This is a genomic window from Desertimonas flava, assembly GCF_003426815.1.
Lineage (GTDB): Bacteria > Actinomycetota > Acidimicrobiia > Acidimicrobiales > Ilumatobacteraceae > Desertimonas > Desertimonas flava.
Genome location: NZ_QKYK01000015.1, coordinates 42956 through 60858, shown reverse-complemented (window position 1 = coordinate 60858; position 17903 = coordinate 42956). Strand labels below are relative to the sequence as shown.

The 17903-nt window shown below is 67.0% G+C and carries 16 protein-coding genes and 1 pseudogene; 10 read left to right on the top strand and 7 right to left on the bottom strand.

Annotation, left to right across the window (positions count from 1 at the left end; translation table 11 throughout):
• Nucleotides 1-21: 21 nt before the first annotated feature.
• The gene (locus DN771_RS17185) at nucleotides 22-1644 is read right to left on the bottom strand and encodes an ABC transporter substrate-binding protein (protein WP_162942058.1); all 1623 of its coding nucleotides are present in this window, start codon (nucleotides 1642-1644) and stop codon (nucleotides 22-24) included.
• Between the two features lie 71 nt (nucleotides 1645-1715).
• Here DN771_RS17185 and DN771_RS17180 point away from each other — a divergent pair, with 71 nt between their 5' ends.
• Nucleotides 1716-3098, top strand: coding sequence for an MmgE/PrpD family protein (locus tag DN771_RS17180; protein WP_116998779.1), 1383 nt, complete (start codon nucleotides 1716-1718; stop codon nucleotides 3096-3098).
• 27 nt (nucleotides 3099-3125) lie between these two features.
• Here DN771_RS17180 and DN771_RS17175 read toward each other — a convergent pair whose 3' ends face one another.
• Nucleotides 3126-4508: an acyl-CoA synthetase gene (locus DN771_RS17175; protein ID WP_193615380.1), complete on the bottom strand. Its 1383-nt coding sequence runs from the start codon at nucleotides 4506-4508 to the stop codon at nucleotides 3126-3128.
• A 109-nt stretch (nucleotides 4509-4617) separates the two neighbouring features.
• Nucleotides 4618-5940 (bottom strand): chloride channel protein, encoded by a 1323-nt coding sequence (locus DN771_RS17170; RefSeq protein WP_162942057.1) that lies wholly within the window; start codon nucleotides 5938-5940, stop codon nucleotides 4618-4620.
• A 306-nt stretch (nucleotides 5941-6246) separates the two neighbouring features.
• Here DN771_RS17170 and DN771_RS17165 point away from each other — a divergent pair, with 306 nt between their 5' ends.
• From DN771_RS17165 to DN771_RS17155, 3 genes are all read left to right on the top strand, one after another.
• A complete protein-coding gene (locus DN771_RS17165) occupies nucleotides 6247-7227 on the top strand; it encodes a hypothetical protein (RefSeq protein WP_205528638.1) in 981 nt (326 codons plus the stop codon).
• A gap of 296 nt (nucleotides 7228-7523) precedes the next feature.
• A complete protein-coding gene (locus tag DN771_RS17160; RefSeq protein ID WP_162942056.1) occupies nucleotides 7524-7769 on the top strand; it encodes a ribbon-helix-helix protein, CopG family in 246 nt (81 codons plus the stop codon).
• Nucleotides 7763-8086 (top strand): type II toxin-antitoxin system PemK/MazF family toxin, encoded by a 324-nt coding sequence (locus tag DN771_RS17155; RefSeq protein ID WP_116998776.1) that lies wholly within the window; start codon nucleotides 7763-7765, stop codon nucleotides 8084-8086. The genes DN771_RS17160 and DN771_RS17155 overlap by 7 nt, the downstream gene beginning before the upstream one ends.
• Before the next feature lie 136 nt (nucleotides 8087-8222).
• On the opposite strand, the gene DN771_RS17150 is transcribed toward DN771_RS17155, so the two are convergent.
• Together DN771_RS17150 and DN771_RS30910 are read right to left on the bottom strand one after the other, a co-directional pair.
• Nucleotides 8223-8699: a Clp protease N-terminal domain-containing protein gene (locus DN771_RS17150; protein WP_116998775.1), complete on the bottom strand. Its 477-nt coding sequence runs from the start codon at nucleotides 8697-8699 to the stop codon at nucleotides 8223-8225.
• A 15-nt stretch (nucleotides 8700-8714) separates the two neighbouring features.
• A complete protein-coding gene (locus DN771_RS30910; protein ID WP_116998774.1) occupies nucleotides 8715-8924 on the bottom strand; it encodes a helix-turn-helix domain-containing protein in 210 nt (69 codons plus the stop codon).
• A gap of 637 nt (nucleotides 8925-9561) precedes the next feature.
• Between DN771_RS30910 and DN771_RS30905 the strand changes: the two are divergent.
• Nucleotides 9562-9693, top strand: a pseudogene (locus DN771_RS30905) (IS3 family transposase); the annotation flags it as partial.
• 363 nt (nucleotides 9694-10056) lie between these two features.
• Here DN771_RS30905 and DN771_RS17135 read toward each other — a convergent pair.
• Entirely contained in the window at nucleotides 10057-11334 is a 1278-nt protein-coding gene (locus DN771_RS17135; RefSeq protein ID WP_162942055.1) for an AlbA family DNA-binding domain-containing protein, read from the bottom strand.
• Nucleotides 11335-11671: 337 nt separating this feature from the next.
• On the opposite strand from DN771_RS17135, the gene DN771_RS17130 reads away from it, so the two are divergent.
• Nucleotides 11672-12049: a tetratricopeptide repeat protein gene (locus DN771_RS17130; protein WP_162942054.1), complete on the top strand. Its 378-nt coding sequence runs from the start codon at nucleotides 11672-11674 to the stop codon at nucleotides 12047-12049.
• Between the two features lie 4 nt (nucleotides 12050-12053).
• On the opposite strand, the gene DN771_RS29620 is transcribed toward DN771_RS17130, so the two are convergent.
• Entirely contained in the window at nucleotides 12054-12368 is a 315-nt protein-coding gene (locus DN771_RS29620; RefSeq protein WP_162942053.1) for a hypothetical protein, read from the bottom strand.
• Nucleotides 12369-13217: 849 nt separating this feature from the next.
• Between DN771_RS29620 and DN771_RS17120 the strand changes: the two genes are divergently transcribed.
• The 4 genes from DN771_RS17120 (at nucleotide 13218) to DN771_RS17105 (ending at nucleotide 17410) form a co-directional block, all read left to right on the top strand.
• Nucleotides 13218-13709, top strand: a complete 492-nt coding sequence (locus DN771_RS17120) for a very short patch repair endonuclease (protein ID WP_321196063.1) — start codon at nucleotides 13218-13220, stop codon at nucleotides 13707-13709.
• Nucleotides 13710-13746: 37 nt separating this feature from the next.
• Nucleotides 13747-15057 carry a DNA cytosine methyltransferase gene (locus DN771_RS17115; protein ID WP_116998768.1) on the top strand — a complete coding sequence of 437 codons (1311 nt, stop codon included), beginning with the start codon at nucleotides 13747-13749 and terminating at the stop codon, nucleotides 15055-15057.
• 61 nt (nucleotides 15058-15118) lie between these two features.
• Nucleotides 15119-16516, top strand: coding sequence for an ATP-binding protein (locus DN771_RS17110; protein ID WP_116998767.1), 1398 nt, complete (start codon nucleotides 15119-15121; stop codon nucleotides 16514-16516).
• A 3-nt stretch (nucleotides 16517-16519) separates the two neighbouring features.
• Nucleotides 16520-17410: an O-methyltransferase gene (locus DN771_RS17105; RefSeq protein WP_116998766.1), complete on the top strand. Its 891-nt coding sequence runs from the start codon at nucleotides 16520-16522 to the stop codon at nucleotides 17408-17410.
• The last annotated feature ends 493 nt before the right edge of the window (nucleotides 17411-17903 follow it).

Genomic DNA, 17903 nt, shown 5'->3' with positions numbered 1-17903 from the left:
GGGAAGCGCACGGTGGGGGGATCAATCGGAAGCGACCTGACCCCACATGACGGTACCGAGGTACACCGGGTAGGCACCGGCAGCGCCATCCGGCAGCACCCAGGTGTCCATGCCCGAGAGCTCGTCGGCGGCCGCCCACGTGGCCACAGTCGGCGCCCCGTACAGCTGCGGAACGGCCTCGGCGAGGATCACCGAGATCTGTCCGACGAGATCGACTCGGGTCGCCGGATCTGATGTGCTCCGCAGCTCGTCGAGCAACGCCGTCACCTCGGGGCTCGAGTAGCCGGTGAAGTTCTGCGACGACTCCTGTCCGAACGCGGCATCGAGCGCGCGGCCGGCGTCGAACTCCTTGCCCACCCGGTAGCACTGCGCTTGGTACTCCTTGCTCCGTGCTTGGGCCTGGAGCGTCGCCGACTCGACGGGGATGATCTCGACATCGACGCCGATGTCGTTCCACTCGCTCTGGTAGAACTGCGCGACGGCCATCGCGGCGGGCGACGAGTTGCAGTGCAGCGTGATCGAGAGCGAATCGCCGGGCTCGGCCCCGTCGGAGCGTTCCGGGTCGTCGAGATACCCCTGCAGCTCGGCCTGTGCCGCTTCGGGATCGTTGGAGAGCTCTTCAGCGATGGCTGCGGCGTCCTCGGAGTAGTACGGGCTGTCGACGCCGAACATCTGGTTCGCCTTGGCCGTGCCGTCGGCCTCCGACACGATCATCAGCTCCTCGGGATCGATGGCGGTCGACAGCGCCCGCCGCACGCGGACGTCGTCGAACGGCGGGGCCGTGTTGTTGAAGAGCACGGCGGCCGCGACGTTGCCGGGGCGCCGGGTCACGGTGACGCCGTCGAGTTCACCCACGGTCGACGAGCCGGTGAGCGACAGCATGGCGTCCACGTCGCCGGCCGCGAGCGCTTGTTCGCGGGTGTCGGTGTCGGGCATCGGGCGGAACGTGATGGCGGCGAGGCTGGGCTGGCCCTCCTGCCAGTAGTTCTCGTTGCGCACCACCGTGAGCTGGCTGTCGCGGGTCCACTCGTCGAACACGAACGGCCCGGTTCCCACCGGGTTCTCGCCGTTGGGGTCCTGCGCCGCGGCGGTCGGTGAGAAGGGGAAGCCGGCGTCGGTGGTGAGGATGTCGGGGAACACCGCATTCGGCGCCACGAGGCGATACTCGACGGTGAGCTCGTCGATCAGCGCCAGCTCCTCCACCTGCCCGAGCTGATCGTCGCCGGCCACCTCCGAGTCCTCGGCCATCAGATAGTCGGTGAAGTTGGCGACCAGCGCCTCGGCGTCGAGCGGCGTGTCGTCGTGGAACATGACGCCGTCGCGCAGCGTCACGGTCCAGACCGTGAAGTCCTCGTTGGGCTCGACCGACTCGGCGAGATACGGCTGGTACGAGCCGTCCGCGGCGCGGACGACCAGCGGGTCGTAGATCGAGTAGGCGACGTTGTACCCCGCGGCGGCGAAGCTGGCGCTGCCCGGTCGCCACGAGTTCGTCTCGGCGTCGAGCGCGACGACGATCGTCGCGTCGGAGTCCCCTCCTGGCGTGCTGGCGCCGGCGACACCGGCGGGTCCACTCCAGGCAACGACGCCGAGCGCCAGCGCGGTCAGTACGGCTGCGGTCGGTCCCGGCCGTGTTCGACGGATCATCAGCATCTCCCCCTCGTGTGCTCACCGTCGACTGATACCCTAACGGTGAATTGCCGATACTGTATCGGCCGATGACTCCGCAGGCAAGCAGCGACCGCCCGACCGTCACGGCTCAGCTGGCGAGCTACATCGCGGCGGCCGCCCACACGCCGATCCCCGACGACGTTGCTGCACTGACCCGCCTCCACCTGCTCGACACGGTGGCCGCGATCGTCGCCTGCCGCGACCTCCGAGCCGGCCAGGTCGCCCGGGCGTTCGCCTCCACCGCGGGCCGCGGGGATGTGCAGATCCTCGGCACGCCGGACCGTGCGGCGCTCGTCGACGCGACCTTCGCCTCGGCGGTCATCGCCCACGGGGCCGAGATCAACGACTTCTGCCCGTCCTCGTTCGTCCAGCCCGGGCCGGGCGTCGTGAGCACGGCCCTGTGCGTCGGGGTTGCGCGTGGGCGGACAGGAGCCGAGGTGCTTCGCTCGATCGCCGCCGGGTACGAGGTTGCGTGTCGGATGCCGAAGGCGATCGGCATCGAATCCCTCCGGCGCAGCGGCATGGCCTGCCACAGCATCGGGTCGCTCTTCGGTGTCGGCACCACCGCCGGTGCGCTGCTGCACCTCTCCGATCTCCAGGCCGTCGACCTCATCGCCTACTGCGCACAGCAGGCGAGCGGATCGTGGCAGTGGCTGCTCGACATCGAGCACTTCGAGAAGAGCTTCGTGTTCGGCGGGATGGCGGTGCACAACGGTCTCCATGCCGCGCTGCTGGTCGAGGCGGGGTTCAGCGGCGTCCCCGATGCCCTCGACGTCGACGGCGGCTGGCTCGCCGGAGGCCTGCTGGCCGGCGGCGATCGCGACGGGCTGGGCGCACTCGTCGACGGACTCGGTGCGGACTATCAGATCGACCTCGTCGGCTTCAAGCGGTACCCCGTCGGAGGCCCGGTGCAGCCGATCGTGCAGGCGATGCTCGAGCTGATGGCCGACGAGCGCGACGTGGACATCGTCCGCATTCACGTGTCGATGCCGGGTGCCGCCGACACCTTCGCCAACGCCCGGATGCCGGCGCTCAACGCCCGCTACCTCCTGGCCCTGATCGCCATCGAAGGCGGGCTCGACTTCGTATCGGCCCAGTCGCTGGAACGATTCCGCGGCGACGACGAGGTGCGGCAGCTGATGACGCGCATCACCGTCGAACACGACCCCACCCAGGAGACCGTGCCCCGCTCCGAGTCGGCAACCGTCACCATCGATTTCGCCGACGGCCGGACACGGTCGCGCCACGTCGACCATGTCACCGGCTACCCGACCCACCCGATGTCGGCGACCGAAGTCGTCGACAAGGCGCGGACACTGATGGCGCCCCACTTCACCGCCGACCGCGTCAGCCACATCGTCGACACCGTGCTGTCGATCGCCGATCTCGACAGCGTCGACCCGATCGTCGACGCCATCACCCGCCCGTGACCGCAGGGGAGCCTCGGGCAGGGACGTTCAGAGCAGCTTGGACTTCTGGACCTTGCCCATGGCGTTGCGAGGGAGCTCGCTGACCAAGCGGATCTCGCGGGGACGCTTGTGCGTCGTCAACAGTGCGCCGACATGCTCGTCGATCGCCGCCGCGCTGACGCCGTCGCTGACCACGAAGGCGACCACCCGTTGTCCGAACTCGTCGTCGGGAACCCCGACGACCGCGGCCTCGCTGATCCCGGGAACGGCGAGGATCGCCGCCTCGACCTCTCCCGCGCCGACCTTGTAGCCACCCGTCTTGATCACGTCCACCGACGTCCGGCCCACGATGCGGTGGAACCCCTCGCTGTCGACCACGGCCGAGTCGCCGGTGACGAACCAGCCGTCGGCGAAGTCGTCTGCTCGTCCTCCACTCACGTACCCGTCGAACATGGTCTCGCCGCGGATCTGGAGATGGCCGACGGTCTCGCCGTCGTGGACCACCGGATCGCCGTGATCGTCGACCAGACGCGACTGCACGCCCTCGATCGGCAGGCCCACCCAGCCGGGTCGACGCTCGCCGTCGGCGCGGGTGCTCACCGTGATGAGCGTCTCGGTCATCCCGTACCGCTCCACCGGCGCGTGGCCGGTGAGCTCCGACAGCCGGTCGAAGACCGGTACCGGCAACGGGGCGCTGCCCGACACGAGCAGCCGCGCCTGGCGCAACGCCTGCGCCGAGTCGGTGTCGGCACAGACGCGCGTCCACACCGTCGGAACCCCGAAGTACATCGTGCCCGCCGCCCCCGCATAGAGCTCCGGCGTCGGCCGCACCGTGTGGGTCAGGCGGGCGCCGACGCGCAATGGTCCGAGCACCCCGAGTACCAGGCCGTGGACGTGGAACAGCGGAAGGCCGTGCACGAGGTGGTCGTCGGGCGTCCAGCTCCACGCGTCGGCGAGTCCGTCGAGATCGGCGGCCACGGCCCGGCGCGACAGCACCGCTCCCTTGGGCAGCCCCGTGGTGCCCGACGTGTAGACGATCAGCGCCGCCGAGTCGGGCGCCGGCTCAGGCAGGGCCACCTCTCCCCCATCGCCGGGGTCGAGAGCGACGACCGGCAGGGCGGTCTCGAAGCTGGCGGAACCCACGACCGCTGTCGCTCCGCTGTCGCGAAGGATGTGTTCACGCTCGAGCGGCCCGGCGTCACCGGGAACGGTGGCGACCGGAACGCCGGCGGCGAGCGCGCCGGCGATGGCGATGACCGTGTCCAGCGTCGGGGTCGCTTCCACCACCACCGCGTGGTGGCCGGCGATGCGCCCGCCCACGGCCATCGCACGACCGCGCAGCCCCTCCCACGAGATCGAGTCGCCGCCCACGCGCACCGCGTCGGGGTGATCGCCGTAGCGGCCGTTCAGCGCAGGGAGCAAGTCCGACACGACGTCGCATCGTAGGGCGCGGCGGTGTGGCGACCGCGCGTCGAGCTACCGGCGTCGCGGAGTCCCGACGCCGGCGAGGACGCGGGCACGCATCACCAGTCCCGGTGGTTCAGCCGTCTTCCTCGTAGATGACGTCCGGCACGGGCGATGCGAAACGAGCGACCGCGAAGTCCACGCCCACGTCGACCAGCTTGGCCGCGAGCACGACGACGGCGATGAGGGGCAGGATCGTGTAGTCGCCGACGAGTTCGGGAACCAGCATGACGGCCAGCAACGGCGACCGCATGCCGACTGAGACACCGACCGCCATGGTCGAGACCATCACCCCCCATGCGATCGCCGGCTCGACGTCGACACCGAGCGCCTCCGCGCCGAACAGGGACAGCAGTCCGGTGCCGGCGGCAATGCCGATGGTCGGCGTGAGGGCGCCCCCCGGCGCCCCGGAACCAAGCGAGGCAGTCGTACCGACCAACTTGCCCACGCTCAGCGCGACGGCGATCGCAACCGTGGGGCCCGCGGCGGCTCCCCGCAAGGCCTCCATCCCGTTCCCGGCAGCGTACGGAAACGTCGCGACCGCGGCGCCGGCCACGAGCGCGAACACGGCCACGATCGACCACCACGGGACGCCGATCCGATCGGCGAGCGTCACAGCCTTGACACGTACACGAGCGATGCGGAAGAGCCGGGCGCCGAGCGCAGCGGGAACGAGCACCATCAGCGAGAGGGCGAGAATCCTCCACCGCGAGCCCTCCGGCGCCGGGAAGATCCCATGCCCGCCCATCGCCAGGACCGACACGAGATGACCTCCCACGGCGCCCGTCGTGGCGAACAAGAGCGCCCGCCGCGACCTGACGACGCTCAGATGCTCGTCCAGGTACAGCAGCGCAGCGATCGGAGCGTGGTAGGCGGAAGCGAACCCGGCGGCGATGCCTGCTGTCGCGAGCGCGTCACCACGGCCCCCGGCGCGCCGCCCGGCGACCGTGCCGAGAGCCCCACCCACTTCGATGATCGCCGACTCGCGGCCGATCGACGACAAGCCGGTCGAGGCGACCCACGTTGCAGCCGCCCGGGTGCCCGACGCCCGCAGAGAGATCCGGCGCGGCTCCCCGCGGGCCGAGGCAGCAACCGCTTCGATCCCGATCGCTGACCTCCGGCGGGCCTCGACGCGGCGACCGACGCAGGCGGCGACGAAGACCGACACCGACACGATGCCGAACAACAGCACCCACTTCTCCGATGTCGCCGCCGCCACCAGGTCGGGGTCATCGGAATACCACTCGACGAGCAGAGCGGACGTTTCGCGAAACAGGTGGGCAACCGCCGCGGCGCTCACGACCACGACGGTGAACAACACCATGGTCAGTGCGGGCGAGCGCGGCGGTGCCGCCTGGTACCCGCTCGTCTCCGGAGCGTTGTCCAGGTCGGCGGCCACCCAACTTCGCCAACTCACCCTGCGTCGCATCTGTCGGTCATCGGCGGCGCCAGCGGTCCCCTTCTCGGCCCGTGGCCACCTCGACGCTCCCGAGGTCCTCGCCCTCGCGGCGAGCGCGAGCGACGACGAACACTCTCTGCGGATCGTCAGGCGACATCGACGCCAGGCTACGGGGACTCAGTACCTCCGAGCCGACGTCGCGGACCCCCGGACCGCCCACGACTCCGTGGGCGTCCCGCCCGTCGTGGTCATCGCACAGCGCAGCGGCGGCCGCGGCGACTCGCGAGTGGTGCGATGATGCCGGGCATGCGATCGCAACATTCGTTGATGGCCTTCGGCGGGGTGTTCGCCATGGCGGCGAGCGGAACCGTGGCGGTCGGGGCGGGTGAGTCCGGTGGTTCGGTGGCCGGCGCGGAAGTGGCGGGGTGCTCGGTCCTGCCACCCGACGACATCTGGAACACTGCGGTCGACGGTCTGCCGGTCGACTCGTCGTCGGACGCGTACATCGCGACGATCGGCGCCGACGTCGGCCTTCACGCCGATTTCGGGTCAGGCGAGTACGAAGGAGGCCCGATCGGCATCCCCTTCGTCGTCGTCGCCGGAGATCAGCCACCGGTCGACGTGACGTTCCTGTACGCCGACGAGAGCGATCAGGTCCCGTACCCCATACCCGCCGATGCACCGATCGAAGGCGGACCCAACGGCACCGGCGACCGCCACGTCCTCGTTGTCGACAGCGACGCGTGCGTTCTGTACGAGCTGTTCAATGCCTTCCCCCAGGATGGTGGCAGCTGGCAGGCCGACTCCGGTGCGGTGTTCGACCTCGCCTCTTCAGCGCTGCGGCCTGAGACGTGGACCTCTGCCGACGCGGCAGGGCTGCCCATCCTGCCCGGCCTGGTGCGGTACGACGAGGTGGCCGCCGGGGAGATCCGCCACGCGATTCGGTTCACCACCTCCCAAACCCGCCAGGACTACGTCTGGCCGGCCCGACACTACGCGTCGGACGAGCAGGGCGCCGAGTACCCACCGATGGGTCAGCGGTTCCGCCTCCGCGCCGACTTCGACATCACTGGCTTCTCGCCCGATGTTCAAGTCATTCTGCGCGCTCTCCAGACCTACGGAATGATCCTCGCCGACAACGGCTCGCCATGGTTCCTCTCCGGCGCGCCCGACGATCGCTGGGACAACGACGTCCTACGCCAACTCAGCCGGATCGTCGGCGGCGACTTCGAGGCCGTCGACGTCTCCTCGATGATGGTCGACCCCGACTCCGGCCAGGCCGCCTGAGCGCAACACGACGCGCCGTCGGGCGAGCGCATAGAGGTGCGCGCGCAAAGCGAGGAACCGGCGACGCCACCCATCTTCGCACCTCACGTATCCGCTCGCCGGATCTCAGTGAGGCGTCGGAAGGCACCTCGCGAGTCTCGAGGGATGGTCGCCGCCCGCGTCCGCAAACGACGGTGGTCAGCGATCGCGTCGATCAGGCCGTCGAGATGACGCAAGTCGTCGGCGTTGCGGGTGCGGCACATGTGGCACCGGTGCCACATGGCCGGCTCCATGACCATATGGGATACCATATGGTCATGGCTCGACGTGAGGTGCTCGTACAACTCGACGACGACCTCGTCGAACAACTCGACAAACTGGCCGCCAGTCTCGGCACCAGTCGCTCCGAGCTGATGCGTCGCGGCGCGCAAGCGGTGCTCGACGCGGAGCGGCTCACTGGAGCCGACCGGCAGCTCCGAGCCGCGTATCGACGACAGCCCGCCGACCCTGCGCTCGTTCAGGCGGCTCGGCGACTCGCCGCCGAGACCGTTCCGGCGTGGTAGCGCGCAACGACATCTACTGGGCCGACCTCGGACCGCCCGCAGGCCGTCGGCCCGTCTGCGTGCTCACCCGCGACGCAGCGATCGAGGTCCTCACGGCAATCACCTGTGCACCGATCACCCGCACCATTCGGGGCATCCGATCAGAAGTCGAGCTCGGCCTCGAACACGGACTTCCCGAGGCGTGCGTCATCAGCTGCGACAACATCATCACCGTCCCGCTCGACGTTCTCGACGACGAACCGGTGGGCCGCCTCGGCGAGATCACTCGAGCTCGCCTCGATCAAGCCCTGCGCTACGCCCTGGACATCGTGTACTGATACCGGCCCGCGCCACGATGTCGAAGAGTCCCCCGAACCCATTGGTGCCCGACTCGTAGGGGTCGGTCGGGCAGCCGAAGCGATTTGCGTGTCCGAACGGCACCGACGGGGCCAGCTGCCACCATGTCGCTGTCCATCAGGCCGCTCGTGCGATTCGGCGGAGCTCCTCGGCATCGGTGCCGAGTTCAGCCAGCAGATCTGGCGTCGTGCCGACCTCAGCGCATGCAATGGCGATCAAGAGGTGGCGATTCGTGACACGTCGCGCATTCTCCTCGATCGCCACAACCAACGTCCGTTCGAGGGCGAGCTTGGCGGAGGGCGCGAACCGAGTCGCTCGCCCTCGACGCAGCCGGGAGGGCGGTGGGGGCGCCAAGCGCTCGGTCTCGATGCCGACGGAGGCGAGGGCTGCCTGAAACTCACGGTCCCTCGCGGCGCGGATCCTGTCGGCGGTGACGCCCGCCTCTTCGAGCGACCGGCCGACGGGGTCGCGTGCGGGATCGACGAGCGCGAGGAGAAGATGCTCTGACTGCACCATCGCCGCTCCCTCCGCTTCAGCGATCTCTGCAGCGCGGCGAACCGCTACTCGGGCCTCTCGTGCGAAGCGCTCGAACATGGCGTTTTCCTCAGTTCATTCACTCGGATGGATGCGATGACCGTGCTTCTTCTGGACCGCTTGGCGCGTGACATCCAGGGCCTCGGCGATCTGAGCCCAGGACCAACCGGCAGCCAGGGCCTGGACGACGTGCTCTGCCTCGAGGTCGTCAGCGAGGGCTCGAAGGGCCCGAACGGAACGAAAGCCGTCGTTATGGCTGAGGCCATCGACCACAGTTCGGCTCATCGCGCAACTTTAGTTGCTGCGTCTGCCCAGTTGCAACTTAGGTTGCATTGACCGCTCGGTAGCTGACGACACCGCGAACTGTCGGATCGGCCGGCGCACACCGAGAACACCAGCGGTCGACGTTCTGAAGCGATCCAAACGGCGGTGATCGCATCGCCGAATGTCCGATGCCGCGCGTCCGAGAACACGCGCCGCAGTGTGAGTCGGCGCGCCCACTGACCGCCGATCGCCGATGCTCGTTGATCACCGAGTCACGGCCGAGGTACGCGCGCAGCTCCCGCGAGCGGCCCACCGTCGCTCGATACCTTCATGGCGCTTTGCCGTCCGTACATCGACACGCCGTCGGCCACACGTGCGGAAACAGCAGAGGCCCTCCGAAGAGGGCCTTGAACTGATCTTCTTGGCAGCCCGTACGGGATTCGAACCCGTGCCGCCACCTTGAGAGAGTGAGCCGGCCCGTTCGCCCCGTGTTGTCCGATGACGCTCTGTGCTTCCTGAACAGGGCAAACGTTACACGGCGTGCCGACCTGGATCGCGCCATCACGACCCGTTCGCGCTCGATTCATTGGCAAATCCATTGGCAAGATCCGGTCACCACATACCCGAGGTGGCGGCATGCCCTACTCCCCGCCCGCCGGTATCCACGGTCCTCGACGTCGGATCGCGACGCCTCGTCGGCTACTCGACGGCCGACCACATGCGCACCGAGCTTGTTGCCGACGCCCTCACGGTGGCCGTCGGTTCTCCGCGGCGGCCAGGTGGTCCCATCAAGCTGGCGGGCGACAGAGTGGACCCGGCGCGAGCATGGAGCCGACTTCTCGAGGCTGAATCGTCAATTGGCAAGGTCGAGACCGCGAGTGAAGGAAGTCGCTTTCTCGTCATGAGGGCCAGGTACGGGCTCAACCCTGTCCGACTTCGCATCACGGTCCTGACAAGTCACGCGCCCGAGACGTCGCTGCTGGAGATTCAGGCTCGCGGGCAGGACGTCTGGGGTGTCGCGAGTAGGAGGATCAGTGATCGTCTCTGCGCCGCTCTCTGAAACGCCAGTCGCGTAGAACGATGGCGCGGACACCGCACAACTATGTGCTGCCGACCTCGGCGTCAGCAAAGGAGTCGATCGCTTCGCCATCGGCTACGTGTCGTGTGCCCATCGAGGAAGTGTCAACTGTGCGAGGTCGTGCTCGAAGTCGATCATTCCGAACTCGAAGAGGGGGACGTGCAGCCAGTCCTTGATGAGGGAGTCGAGCGCTGGAACGCTTGTGTTGTCGGGTACTCGCCCTGGGAGCGTCCAGTCGGGACGCGGTGCCGAACCGCTGTGGTGGTCAGTCGTACGTCCCGCGAGCGTGAGAGAGCCGCGATCGAAGATGTGCTTCAGTGCGGCGTCAAGCGCTGGCGGCTGCAGCGACGGTGCTGCGCCCATCGCGGTGATGCACGCTCGGCCCATGTTCGCTGCGACCCAGCAGGCCGCCAGGAGCACATCGTGCAGATCGGCGACCTGGGTGATGGCAACGGACGGCGCTCTAGGTTTGGGCATGAGGCGCACGGCGATCGTGGTCTCGAGGACCCGGTGTCGAAGGTAGACCCGCGCGCGGGCGTCGAGGTTGGGCCTCCAGTCGGGACCAGCCGTGCTCGACGTTGCGGCGAGATCGACACGGAGAGACGAAGTGTGCCGCCGTTGCCACCGACTCTGCCGCTGCTCGCGGTGGAAGGTGTGATCGGTCATCAAGCGCTCGGGCACCGGTGACCCACACAGGGCATCTTCGGCGGCTGCGATGGTCGCTGATCCCAGGAAGCCACGACTGGTGAAACGGAGCGGCAGGACGTAGCTTGCACGGGCCCGGAGCTCGGTGGCGGCTTGGACGTCGGCCGCGTCATCCCAGACGCGCACGTCCGAGAGTGTGCTTAACGAGGACACCAGTGACCTCGTCGTCAGACTGGAAGGACGGTTGCAGAGCGCGATGATCTCGTCCCGTCGTGCTCCGATCGAGGTGCCCGGAATCCGCTTATACACCTTGCCGTCGAGGACGACCGGGTGCACAGCCGAGTCGGCATCGATGCGCAGCACCAACAGCATCCGGTCTTCGGCATCAGGCAGCGCGACGGGGATAACTTCTGGCATGGCATCTGGGACACGGGCGCGCAGCGAGTTGACAATGACATCGTGGCGGGCCACGGGAAGACCAACCAGTGGCCTGGGAATCGACTCGTCGATGCCGACGATCACGACGCCGCCGTCCGTGTTGGCCATGGCCGCAACCGCTTTCGCGATATTGCCCTCCTCGTTCTGCTTCTTGAACTCGAGCACGAGACTCTCGGCTTGCAGGCGCTCGGCGATTGCGGTCGTCACCAAGGTCTCGACAGCGCCGAACGTGATCTCCGCCGGCGCGCAGGTGAAGAGGTCAGCAGTCATCAGCACATCATGCCGTGGCACACGCGAGCCTGCGGGCCGTCGAGCACCTCAAGCCGTGTCAGCGCAAGGTCACTCGGGCCGAGTACGGCAATGTCCCGCGTTGAACGCCTTCAGCAGCTTGGCATTTTGATTGAGTCGGCGCGCCTGCTGCCTGTCTACTGCTGACTGCCTGCGCTGCGCTTCTATCGGGTAGGCGCGCCGCGTTGAGTCCGGCGAACCAATGCGTCGGTGTGAGTCCACGCTTGGACACGCGAACCGCTGGAGGAACAAGGTTTCGCCCCGCTCCTGCGATGATCAATGATGTCGGTGTGGATGCGATACCGCCAGGATGGTGGGGATGAACGGCGGGGTCCATCGGTCGTTGGAGCGCCTACTGCTCGACGAGCCCGACAACCACGACCTACGACTGCACCTCGCAAGCCTGCTCCTCGACGACGGGCAGGCGGCCGCGGCGCTCGGGCACTGCGAAACTGTGTTGCGGTCCGAACCGACGTCGGAACCGGCTCGGGAGCTGGCGGCGCGGGCGCGGTCAGAGTTGCGAGTGCCGGCTACCGACGTTGACGGCGGCGAGCAGCGGACGGCATCCGTCTCGGTCGCCGACGTCGGAACCGACCGTGGCGAGATCGCCGCCTCGGACCTGTACGAGCTGGTGCGGCCCGAAGTGACCTTGGACGACGTCGCGGCTGCTTTCGCGGGCCGACGGCCACATGGCTGAGGCACTACGCATCGCTCCGAACAACCCCGGCGTGCTCGACACCGCCAGGGCTGTGCTCGAGCTGCAGGGCCGATGGTTCGTTGCGCTCGATCGTCGCGTCGCTGCCGCACGCCAGGATCTCCACCGGCAGCGACATCGACGCACTCGCCAACAGCGTGCGACGAAGGCTCGTCGTCGGCGAGCTGATCGTGGTCGCACTCGTCGCGTACGGGATGGCGGTCGGGGTCGAGGCGGGTGGGTCACTCGGTGTGCTGATCGCATTCGCCTCGCTGGCCGTCCCAGCGTCTTGGTGGGCCTGGGACCGGCGCCGCAGGTCCACCAGGATTCTCCCGAGGGGACTGCACGGCGAGCTCCACCGTGGTGCGCTCCTGTGGCTCGGTCCAACGGCCGCCGTTTTCGGCTCAGTGCCCTTTGTGGTCTACCTCATCAATTCGCCCTGACTCGGCGGGCCGGACGGGAACCTCGATCGCCGATGCCGTACGCCTCACTGAGGCGTCGAGCGAGCACGACCGCGAACCTTCGACCGCCCCCGCATGGCGCGTCCGAGAATCCGACCGGCGCCGTCGAGAGCATCGTCGTTGTGCCTAGAGCGAAATGCGTCCATCAACCCGCGATTCGTGCGAGACCGATCTCCGACACCAAGCGATCGACCCCATCGGGCGCGTCCGGAACGTGGCGGTAGCGAATGCTCCCGAACGCCATCACCAATCGACCCCGGGCTCTGAAGTCGAACCCGCAGACATCGCAATCTCGTGCGCACGACCGTGACCCCGGATCCGAGGCGACCTCGTACAAGGCGTAGCGGGATCTCCAGACCTCTGTCGCCATCGACCTCCGGGATCTCGATGACGACGCCTTGTCATCCGAGCCCGCTCTCTCCGCGTTGACGCTTGCGGATTGGCCGCGGGTCCTCACGCAAGCGACGATCCTGCCGAGCGGGACCGACGGCAAGATCGCGAGCAACCGGCGTCGACAGGCAGAGGTCGTCTTCGATCCGATGCCGTCCACACGGCGGCCGCTAGCGCCAATGGGCGTGCGTGCATGCCGCCGTCGCGGCCGGTCAAGACTCAGCCGCCGTTGACAAACCATTCACCCGGCAGGCCTCGGCCAGCGTCCTCTACCATGTGTGGATAGTGGCTAGGCGCGTCATCGGCATCGCAATCGGAGGGTGAGGAGGCACCTACACCCTCAACCGGTCGTGGATCCTAGAACGAAGAATTCGGCGGGCTCACCGAGCTCGACTTCGGCCGATGTGTCGGCACGAATGTCGCGCGTGCCCCGCCGGGACACCCTGCCGGAGCTCGCTGTTCGACGACGATTGCATAACCGGGGATTGCGGTATCGCGTCGACACGCGACCAGAGCCGTCGATTCGGCGCCGGGCGGACGTCGTGTTCCGGCGTGAACGCGTTGCTGTCTTCGTCGACGGCTGCTACTGGCACGGATGCCCCGAGCACTGCCGCCTGTCGGGAGCGAATCTTGCGTGGTGGAAGAGCAAGATCGCCGCGAATCAAGCGAGGGATCACGACACCGACGCCCGATTGGAGGCTGCCGGCTGGATCGTAATTCGAGCGTGGGCGCACGAAGCGCCCGAGGCTGTTGCGACGAGGGTTGAAGCGGCCGTGCGTGGTCGCCGCGGATCAATCGCAGTGGACGACTAGCCTGCTCGCAAGGGCTCACCGACGGAGCGGGAGGGACATGGCCAATCGACACGCACGCGGAGCGGTGGCGGCACCCCAACGCCCGGTGGCTGTTGACCTGTTCTCCGGTGCTGGCGGTATGTCGCTCGGTTTCGAGCAGGCTGGTTTTGACGTACTGGCTGCGGTCGACAACGACCCCGTCCATCTCGCCGTGCACGAGCGCAACTTTCCCCACTCCTTCGCGTTGTGTCACGACGTCGGAACCATAACCGCCGAAACGATCCACGCTGCGATTGGCAAAGGTTGGTCCTTGGCGCAGCGGGAGAGCGAGTGGGACGGTGTCGTGGACTGTCTTTTCGGAGGGCCAAGCTGTCAGGGATTCTCGGACATGGGTCGTCAGAATCCCGACGACGACCGAAACAATCTTGTCTTCGCATTCGCTCGCGTCGTCCGCGAACTCAAACCGCGCTCGTTCGTCATCGAGAATGTTCCAGGGCTGCTGTTTCCGAAGGTGCGACACCACCTTGAGCTTCTACAGGCGGAGCTGAAGGTGGCGGGCTACCGGCTGGCAGAAGAGCTGCCGATCGTACTCGACGCGTCGGGACACGGCGTGCCACAGCGCCGACGGCGAGTGTTCATCGTCGGCGTCGCGGACGGGGTCGATCTGCCGCGCCGTCCGGCGGCAACCAGGTCGCCGACTGTTGCAGAGGCACTCGACGACCTTCCCGCGATCGAAGGCCTCGACGCTCTGCTCACATCGGATCGCCTCACCATGACCGCTTCGATGGTGGAGCATATGGTCACGTCGTCGTCGGCGTACGCAAGGTCGCTCCGGACGCGTTCGGGTCTCGAGTACGAACGGCAGTGGCCAGAGGAGATCCTGACTGGAATCCAGCGGACCGTGCATCAGCCGTCCGTCGTCCAGCGGTTCCGGGCCCTAGAGCCAGGTGCAGCCGACACCATCAGCCGCACCCATCGCCTGGATGGCGGCGGATACTCACCGACACTTCGGGCAGGAACCGGACGAGATCACGGAAGCTTCACAGCCCCGCGGCCGATCCACCACCGCCTTCCACGAGTGATCACTGTTCGCGAGGCAGCGCGGCTTCACTCGTTCCCCGACTGGTTTTCGTTCAACACGGCCAAGTGGCACGCGCTTCGCGAGATTGGCAACGCCGTGCCGCCCCGACTCGCGGCAGCGGTAGCGGACACCGTCGTCGAGGCACTTCGAGCCAAGCGCATTCTGCCAACCCGAGTCGTCGAACTCGGTTCGGACGCTCTCTTGGAGCACTCGCTCGGAACCGCGGCCGACCACTTCGGCATCGACCGAGCATCCCTGACGCCGGACATCCGTCGAAGTCGGAGCTAACGTGCGCGGGTTAACCGCCGATATGTAGCACAGCGTCGGCGGGAACCGTAGGAGGGTACGGATGCCACGAAATCCACCAGCGAGCGACGATCTGACCGTCGAGGCCGAGCCCGAACGGGCGCTGTTCGTGGAGATGCTCACACGTGACATCGAGTTGATCCCGGCGATCATGGACCTGCTCGACAACAGCATAGACGGCGCACGAGCGCAGATCGACGACCACACGCCGGCCAGCGCGTTCAAGGTCGACCTCAAGGTCTCGGCTGACCAGTTCGAGATTCGCGACAACTGCGGTGGGATAGACCTCGACGTAGCGCGCCAGTACGCCTTTCGGTTCGGCCGACCACGCGCCTACAAGGGCACCAAGCGTTCCGTCGGGCAGTTTGGCGTGGGTATGAAGCGGGCGCTGTTCAAGCTGGGCAGGGTGTTCTCCATCGAGTCGCGGGCGGCAGACACCAGCTTCGAGATGACTATCGATGTCGACGAATGGATGGATGACACCGATCCTGTGTGGACCTTCAGAATGTCGAAGGCGATTCGCGATTACAACCCGAAGAAGCGGGGGCGCGGAACCACGATCACAGTGACACGGCTGCACGAGGCTGTGAGAGAAGACCTCGCTGACGGCGGATTCCTATCGCTCCTGAGAGAACAGATACGTTTCAGGCATCAGGGAGCACTCGCCGAGGGGATCACCGTCACGCTCAACGGCGAACGGCTCGAGCACTTCAGTAGGGAACTGCTCAGCGGCCCCGACTTCAAGCCGATCAACCGAACCTTCGTCGTGCCGTCGGAACACGGAGACGTGGCGGTCAGGATCATCGCCGGCATCACCAGACTCGAACGCCGGGACATGGGCAAGGACGACGGCGACGCCGAGAGTTTCCGTGCCGGAACCGATGCTGGCTGGTGGATCTTCTGCAACGACCGTTTGCTGTTGATGCGCGAGCGGACACGTCTGACGGGCTGGGGTGACTCGTTGCCGAACTACCACCCCCAATACCGCCAGTTCCGGGGCTACGCCTACCTGACGGCCGCTTCGACAGCAGCACTGCCTTGGAACACCACTAAAACGGGCGTCGACGAGGAGTCGCGCGTCTGGCGCCGGGTCCAAGCGCAACTCAAGGTAGCCGGGGCGCAGGTTGTCGCCGTGCTCAATCGCCTGAAGATCGAGGAACAAACCTCGATCAACGACGATGATCGTCCCACGGTCAACGCAGCGATGGCCGCCACGCTGGTACCCACGGACAAGTTGGAGGAGAACGAGGCTTTCGCGGCACCGCCGCCACGAAAACCCAAGAGCAAATCCACGCCTCGGAAGCCAAAGGTGCAGAAGATGCAGTTCGAAGTGCCAGTGGATCGGTTCGCCTCCGTGTCCGCACAGCTCGGCACCTCCGTCGTCGCCGAAGTTGGACGGAGAACGTTCGACTACTACTACGAGCGCGAGATCGAGGACTGAGTAATGGGAGTTGTCGACTACGCCGATCGGCAGTCGAAGCACATCTCGCGACGGATCTTCGTCGAGGTGCTTCGCCGACTACAGATGATCGACAAGATGTCTAACTACTCGTACATTGGTTTTGGCGCGTACCAGTTTCTCGACTTCGACCTCGTGCATCGCTCGCTCGGGATCGAGCGGATGATCAGCATCGAGAGCGACGACGGCCTGATCGACCGGTGCCGTTTCAACGCCCCCTATCGCGGCATCAACATTCTGGAGGGAACGGCCACTACCATTTTGCCAACGCTCGACTGGTCGAAGAAATGCATAGTTTGGCTCGACTACACACAACGGCTCCGCACGGACGAGATGGCCGACATCCAGAATGTCGCATTGCGCATGAAGCCCGGCAGCGTGCTCGCGATCACGCTCAACTGTTCCCCCGGAGCGGACGGCGCGCGGCGTAGTGAACTGGAGGCGGCCGTTGGGGCGGAGCACGTTCCGATCGGGATCAGCGATGCGAAGCTCGGTGACTGGGGCCTGGCCAAGACACAGCGCGAGTTGACTACGGCGCTGCTGCACCGGGCGTTCGCGGACCGGGGCGACGGAACCGGCTGGCAACAGCTCCTGAACATCCAGTACCGCGACGGAGCGCGCATGCAAATGCTCGCTGGCGTCGTCGACGACCCGCCACTGCACTCGGTGATCCAGGCGTGCCGGTTCGAAGATATGCCGGAGGTTTCTTTCGACGCAGAGGCCGTGGTGATCGAAGTCCCCAGCCTCACCGTTCGAGAACGTCAGGCACTCGGGAAGAAGCTGCCCGGACGGTCGTTCAAGGACTTCGCTGGACTGCCCGCCTCGGCTATCGAGTCATACGCGCGGTACTACCGTTGGCTGGATCCCGTTGGGTAGACCGGGCGGTTCCGGTGTGGCCGTCTCTGTCGGTGTGGTGCATCGGCCACCTACGAGCACGGCGAGGACGTGGGCGGCGAGCGGCGGGGGTACGGCGTTGCTGACCTGCTCGAACCCTTTCGAGCGCGACCCCGCGAGTGGGGTAGTCGGGCGGAAAGCTCCGGAGGATAAGTGCTTCGTGGAGGGTGATGCGCACCGCGTCGAGATGACCGACGCGCTGTCCAGCGGCGCCGTGGTGGTCGTGGAGCCTGGATCATGGTCGAGGTCGACCCGAAGCTCCCATGCGTCGCCCCGCTGTCGCATACACCTCCTTCACTAGCGTCTCTCCAGTCCATGTCAAGACCCGGTATCCGGGCGAAAGGCGACCCCGGTAGGTGGGCGACAGGTCGAACGCCCAGGCGGCGTTGATGTGAAGCGTCCGACCGGCATCTCACATACAAGTCGGCGCTTCAGCCACGTATCGGCCGTCCTGGGTGCGGGGGAGGTTGTTGCA

What these genes read in the sequence shown, in the direction of transcription:
- DN771_RS17150 (WP_116998775.1), bottom strand. Translation starts at nt 8,699, where the DNA reads ATGTTCGAGCGCTTCGCACGAGAGGCCCGAGTAGCGGTTCGCCGCGCT.
- DN771_RS17130 (WP_162942054.1), top strand. Translation starts at nt 11,672, where the DNA reads ATGAACGGCGGGGTCCATCGGTCGTTGGAGCGCCTACTGCTCGACGAG.
- DN771_RS17105 (WP_116998766.1), top strand. Translation starts at nt 16,520, where the DNA reads ATGGGAGTTGTCGACTACGCCGATCGGCAGTCGAAGCACATCTCGCGA.
- DN771_RS17110 (WP_116998767.1), top strand. Translation starts at nt 15,119, where the DNA reads ATGCCACGAAATCCACCAGCGAGCGACGATCTGACCGTCGAGGCCGAG.
- DN771_RS30910 (WP_116998774.1), bottom strand. Translation starts at nt 8,924, where the DNA reads ATGAGCCGAACTGTGGTCGATGGCCTCAGCCATAACGACGGCTTTCGT.
- DN771_RS17185 (WP_162942058.1), bottom strand. Translation starts at nt 1,644, where the DNA reads ATGATCCGTCGAACACGGCCGGGACCGACCGCAGCCGTACTGACCGCG.
- DN771_RS17135 (WP_162942055.1), bottom strand. Translation starts at nt 11,334, where the DNA reads ATGACTGCTGACCTCTTCACCTGCGCGCCGGCGGAGATCACGTTCGGC.
- DN771_RS17165 (WP_205528638.1), top strand. Translation starts at nt 6,247, where the DNA reads ATGCGATCGCAACATTCGTTGATGGCCTTCGGCGGGGTGTTCGCCATG.
- DN771_RS17160 (WP_162942056.1), top strand. Translation starts at nt 7,524, where the DNA reads ATGGCTCGACGTGAGGTGCTCGTACAACTCGACGACGACCTCGTCGAA.
- DN771_RS17115 (WP_116998768.1), top strand. Translation starts at nt 13,747, where the DNA reads ATGGCCAATCGACACGCACGCGGAGCGGTGGCGGCACCCCAACGCCCG.
- DN771_RS17180 (WP_116998779.1), top strand. Translation starts at nt 1,716, where the DNA reads ATGACTCCGCAGGCAAGCAGCGACCGCCCGACCGTCACGGCTCAGCTG.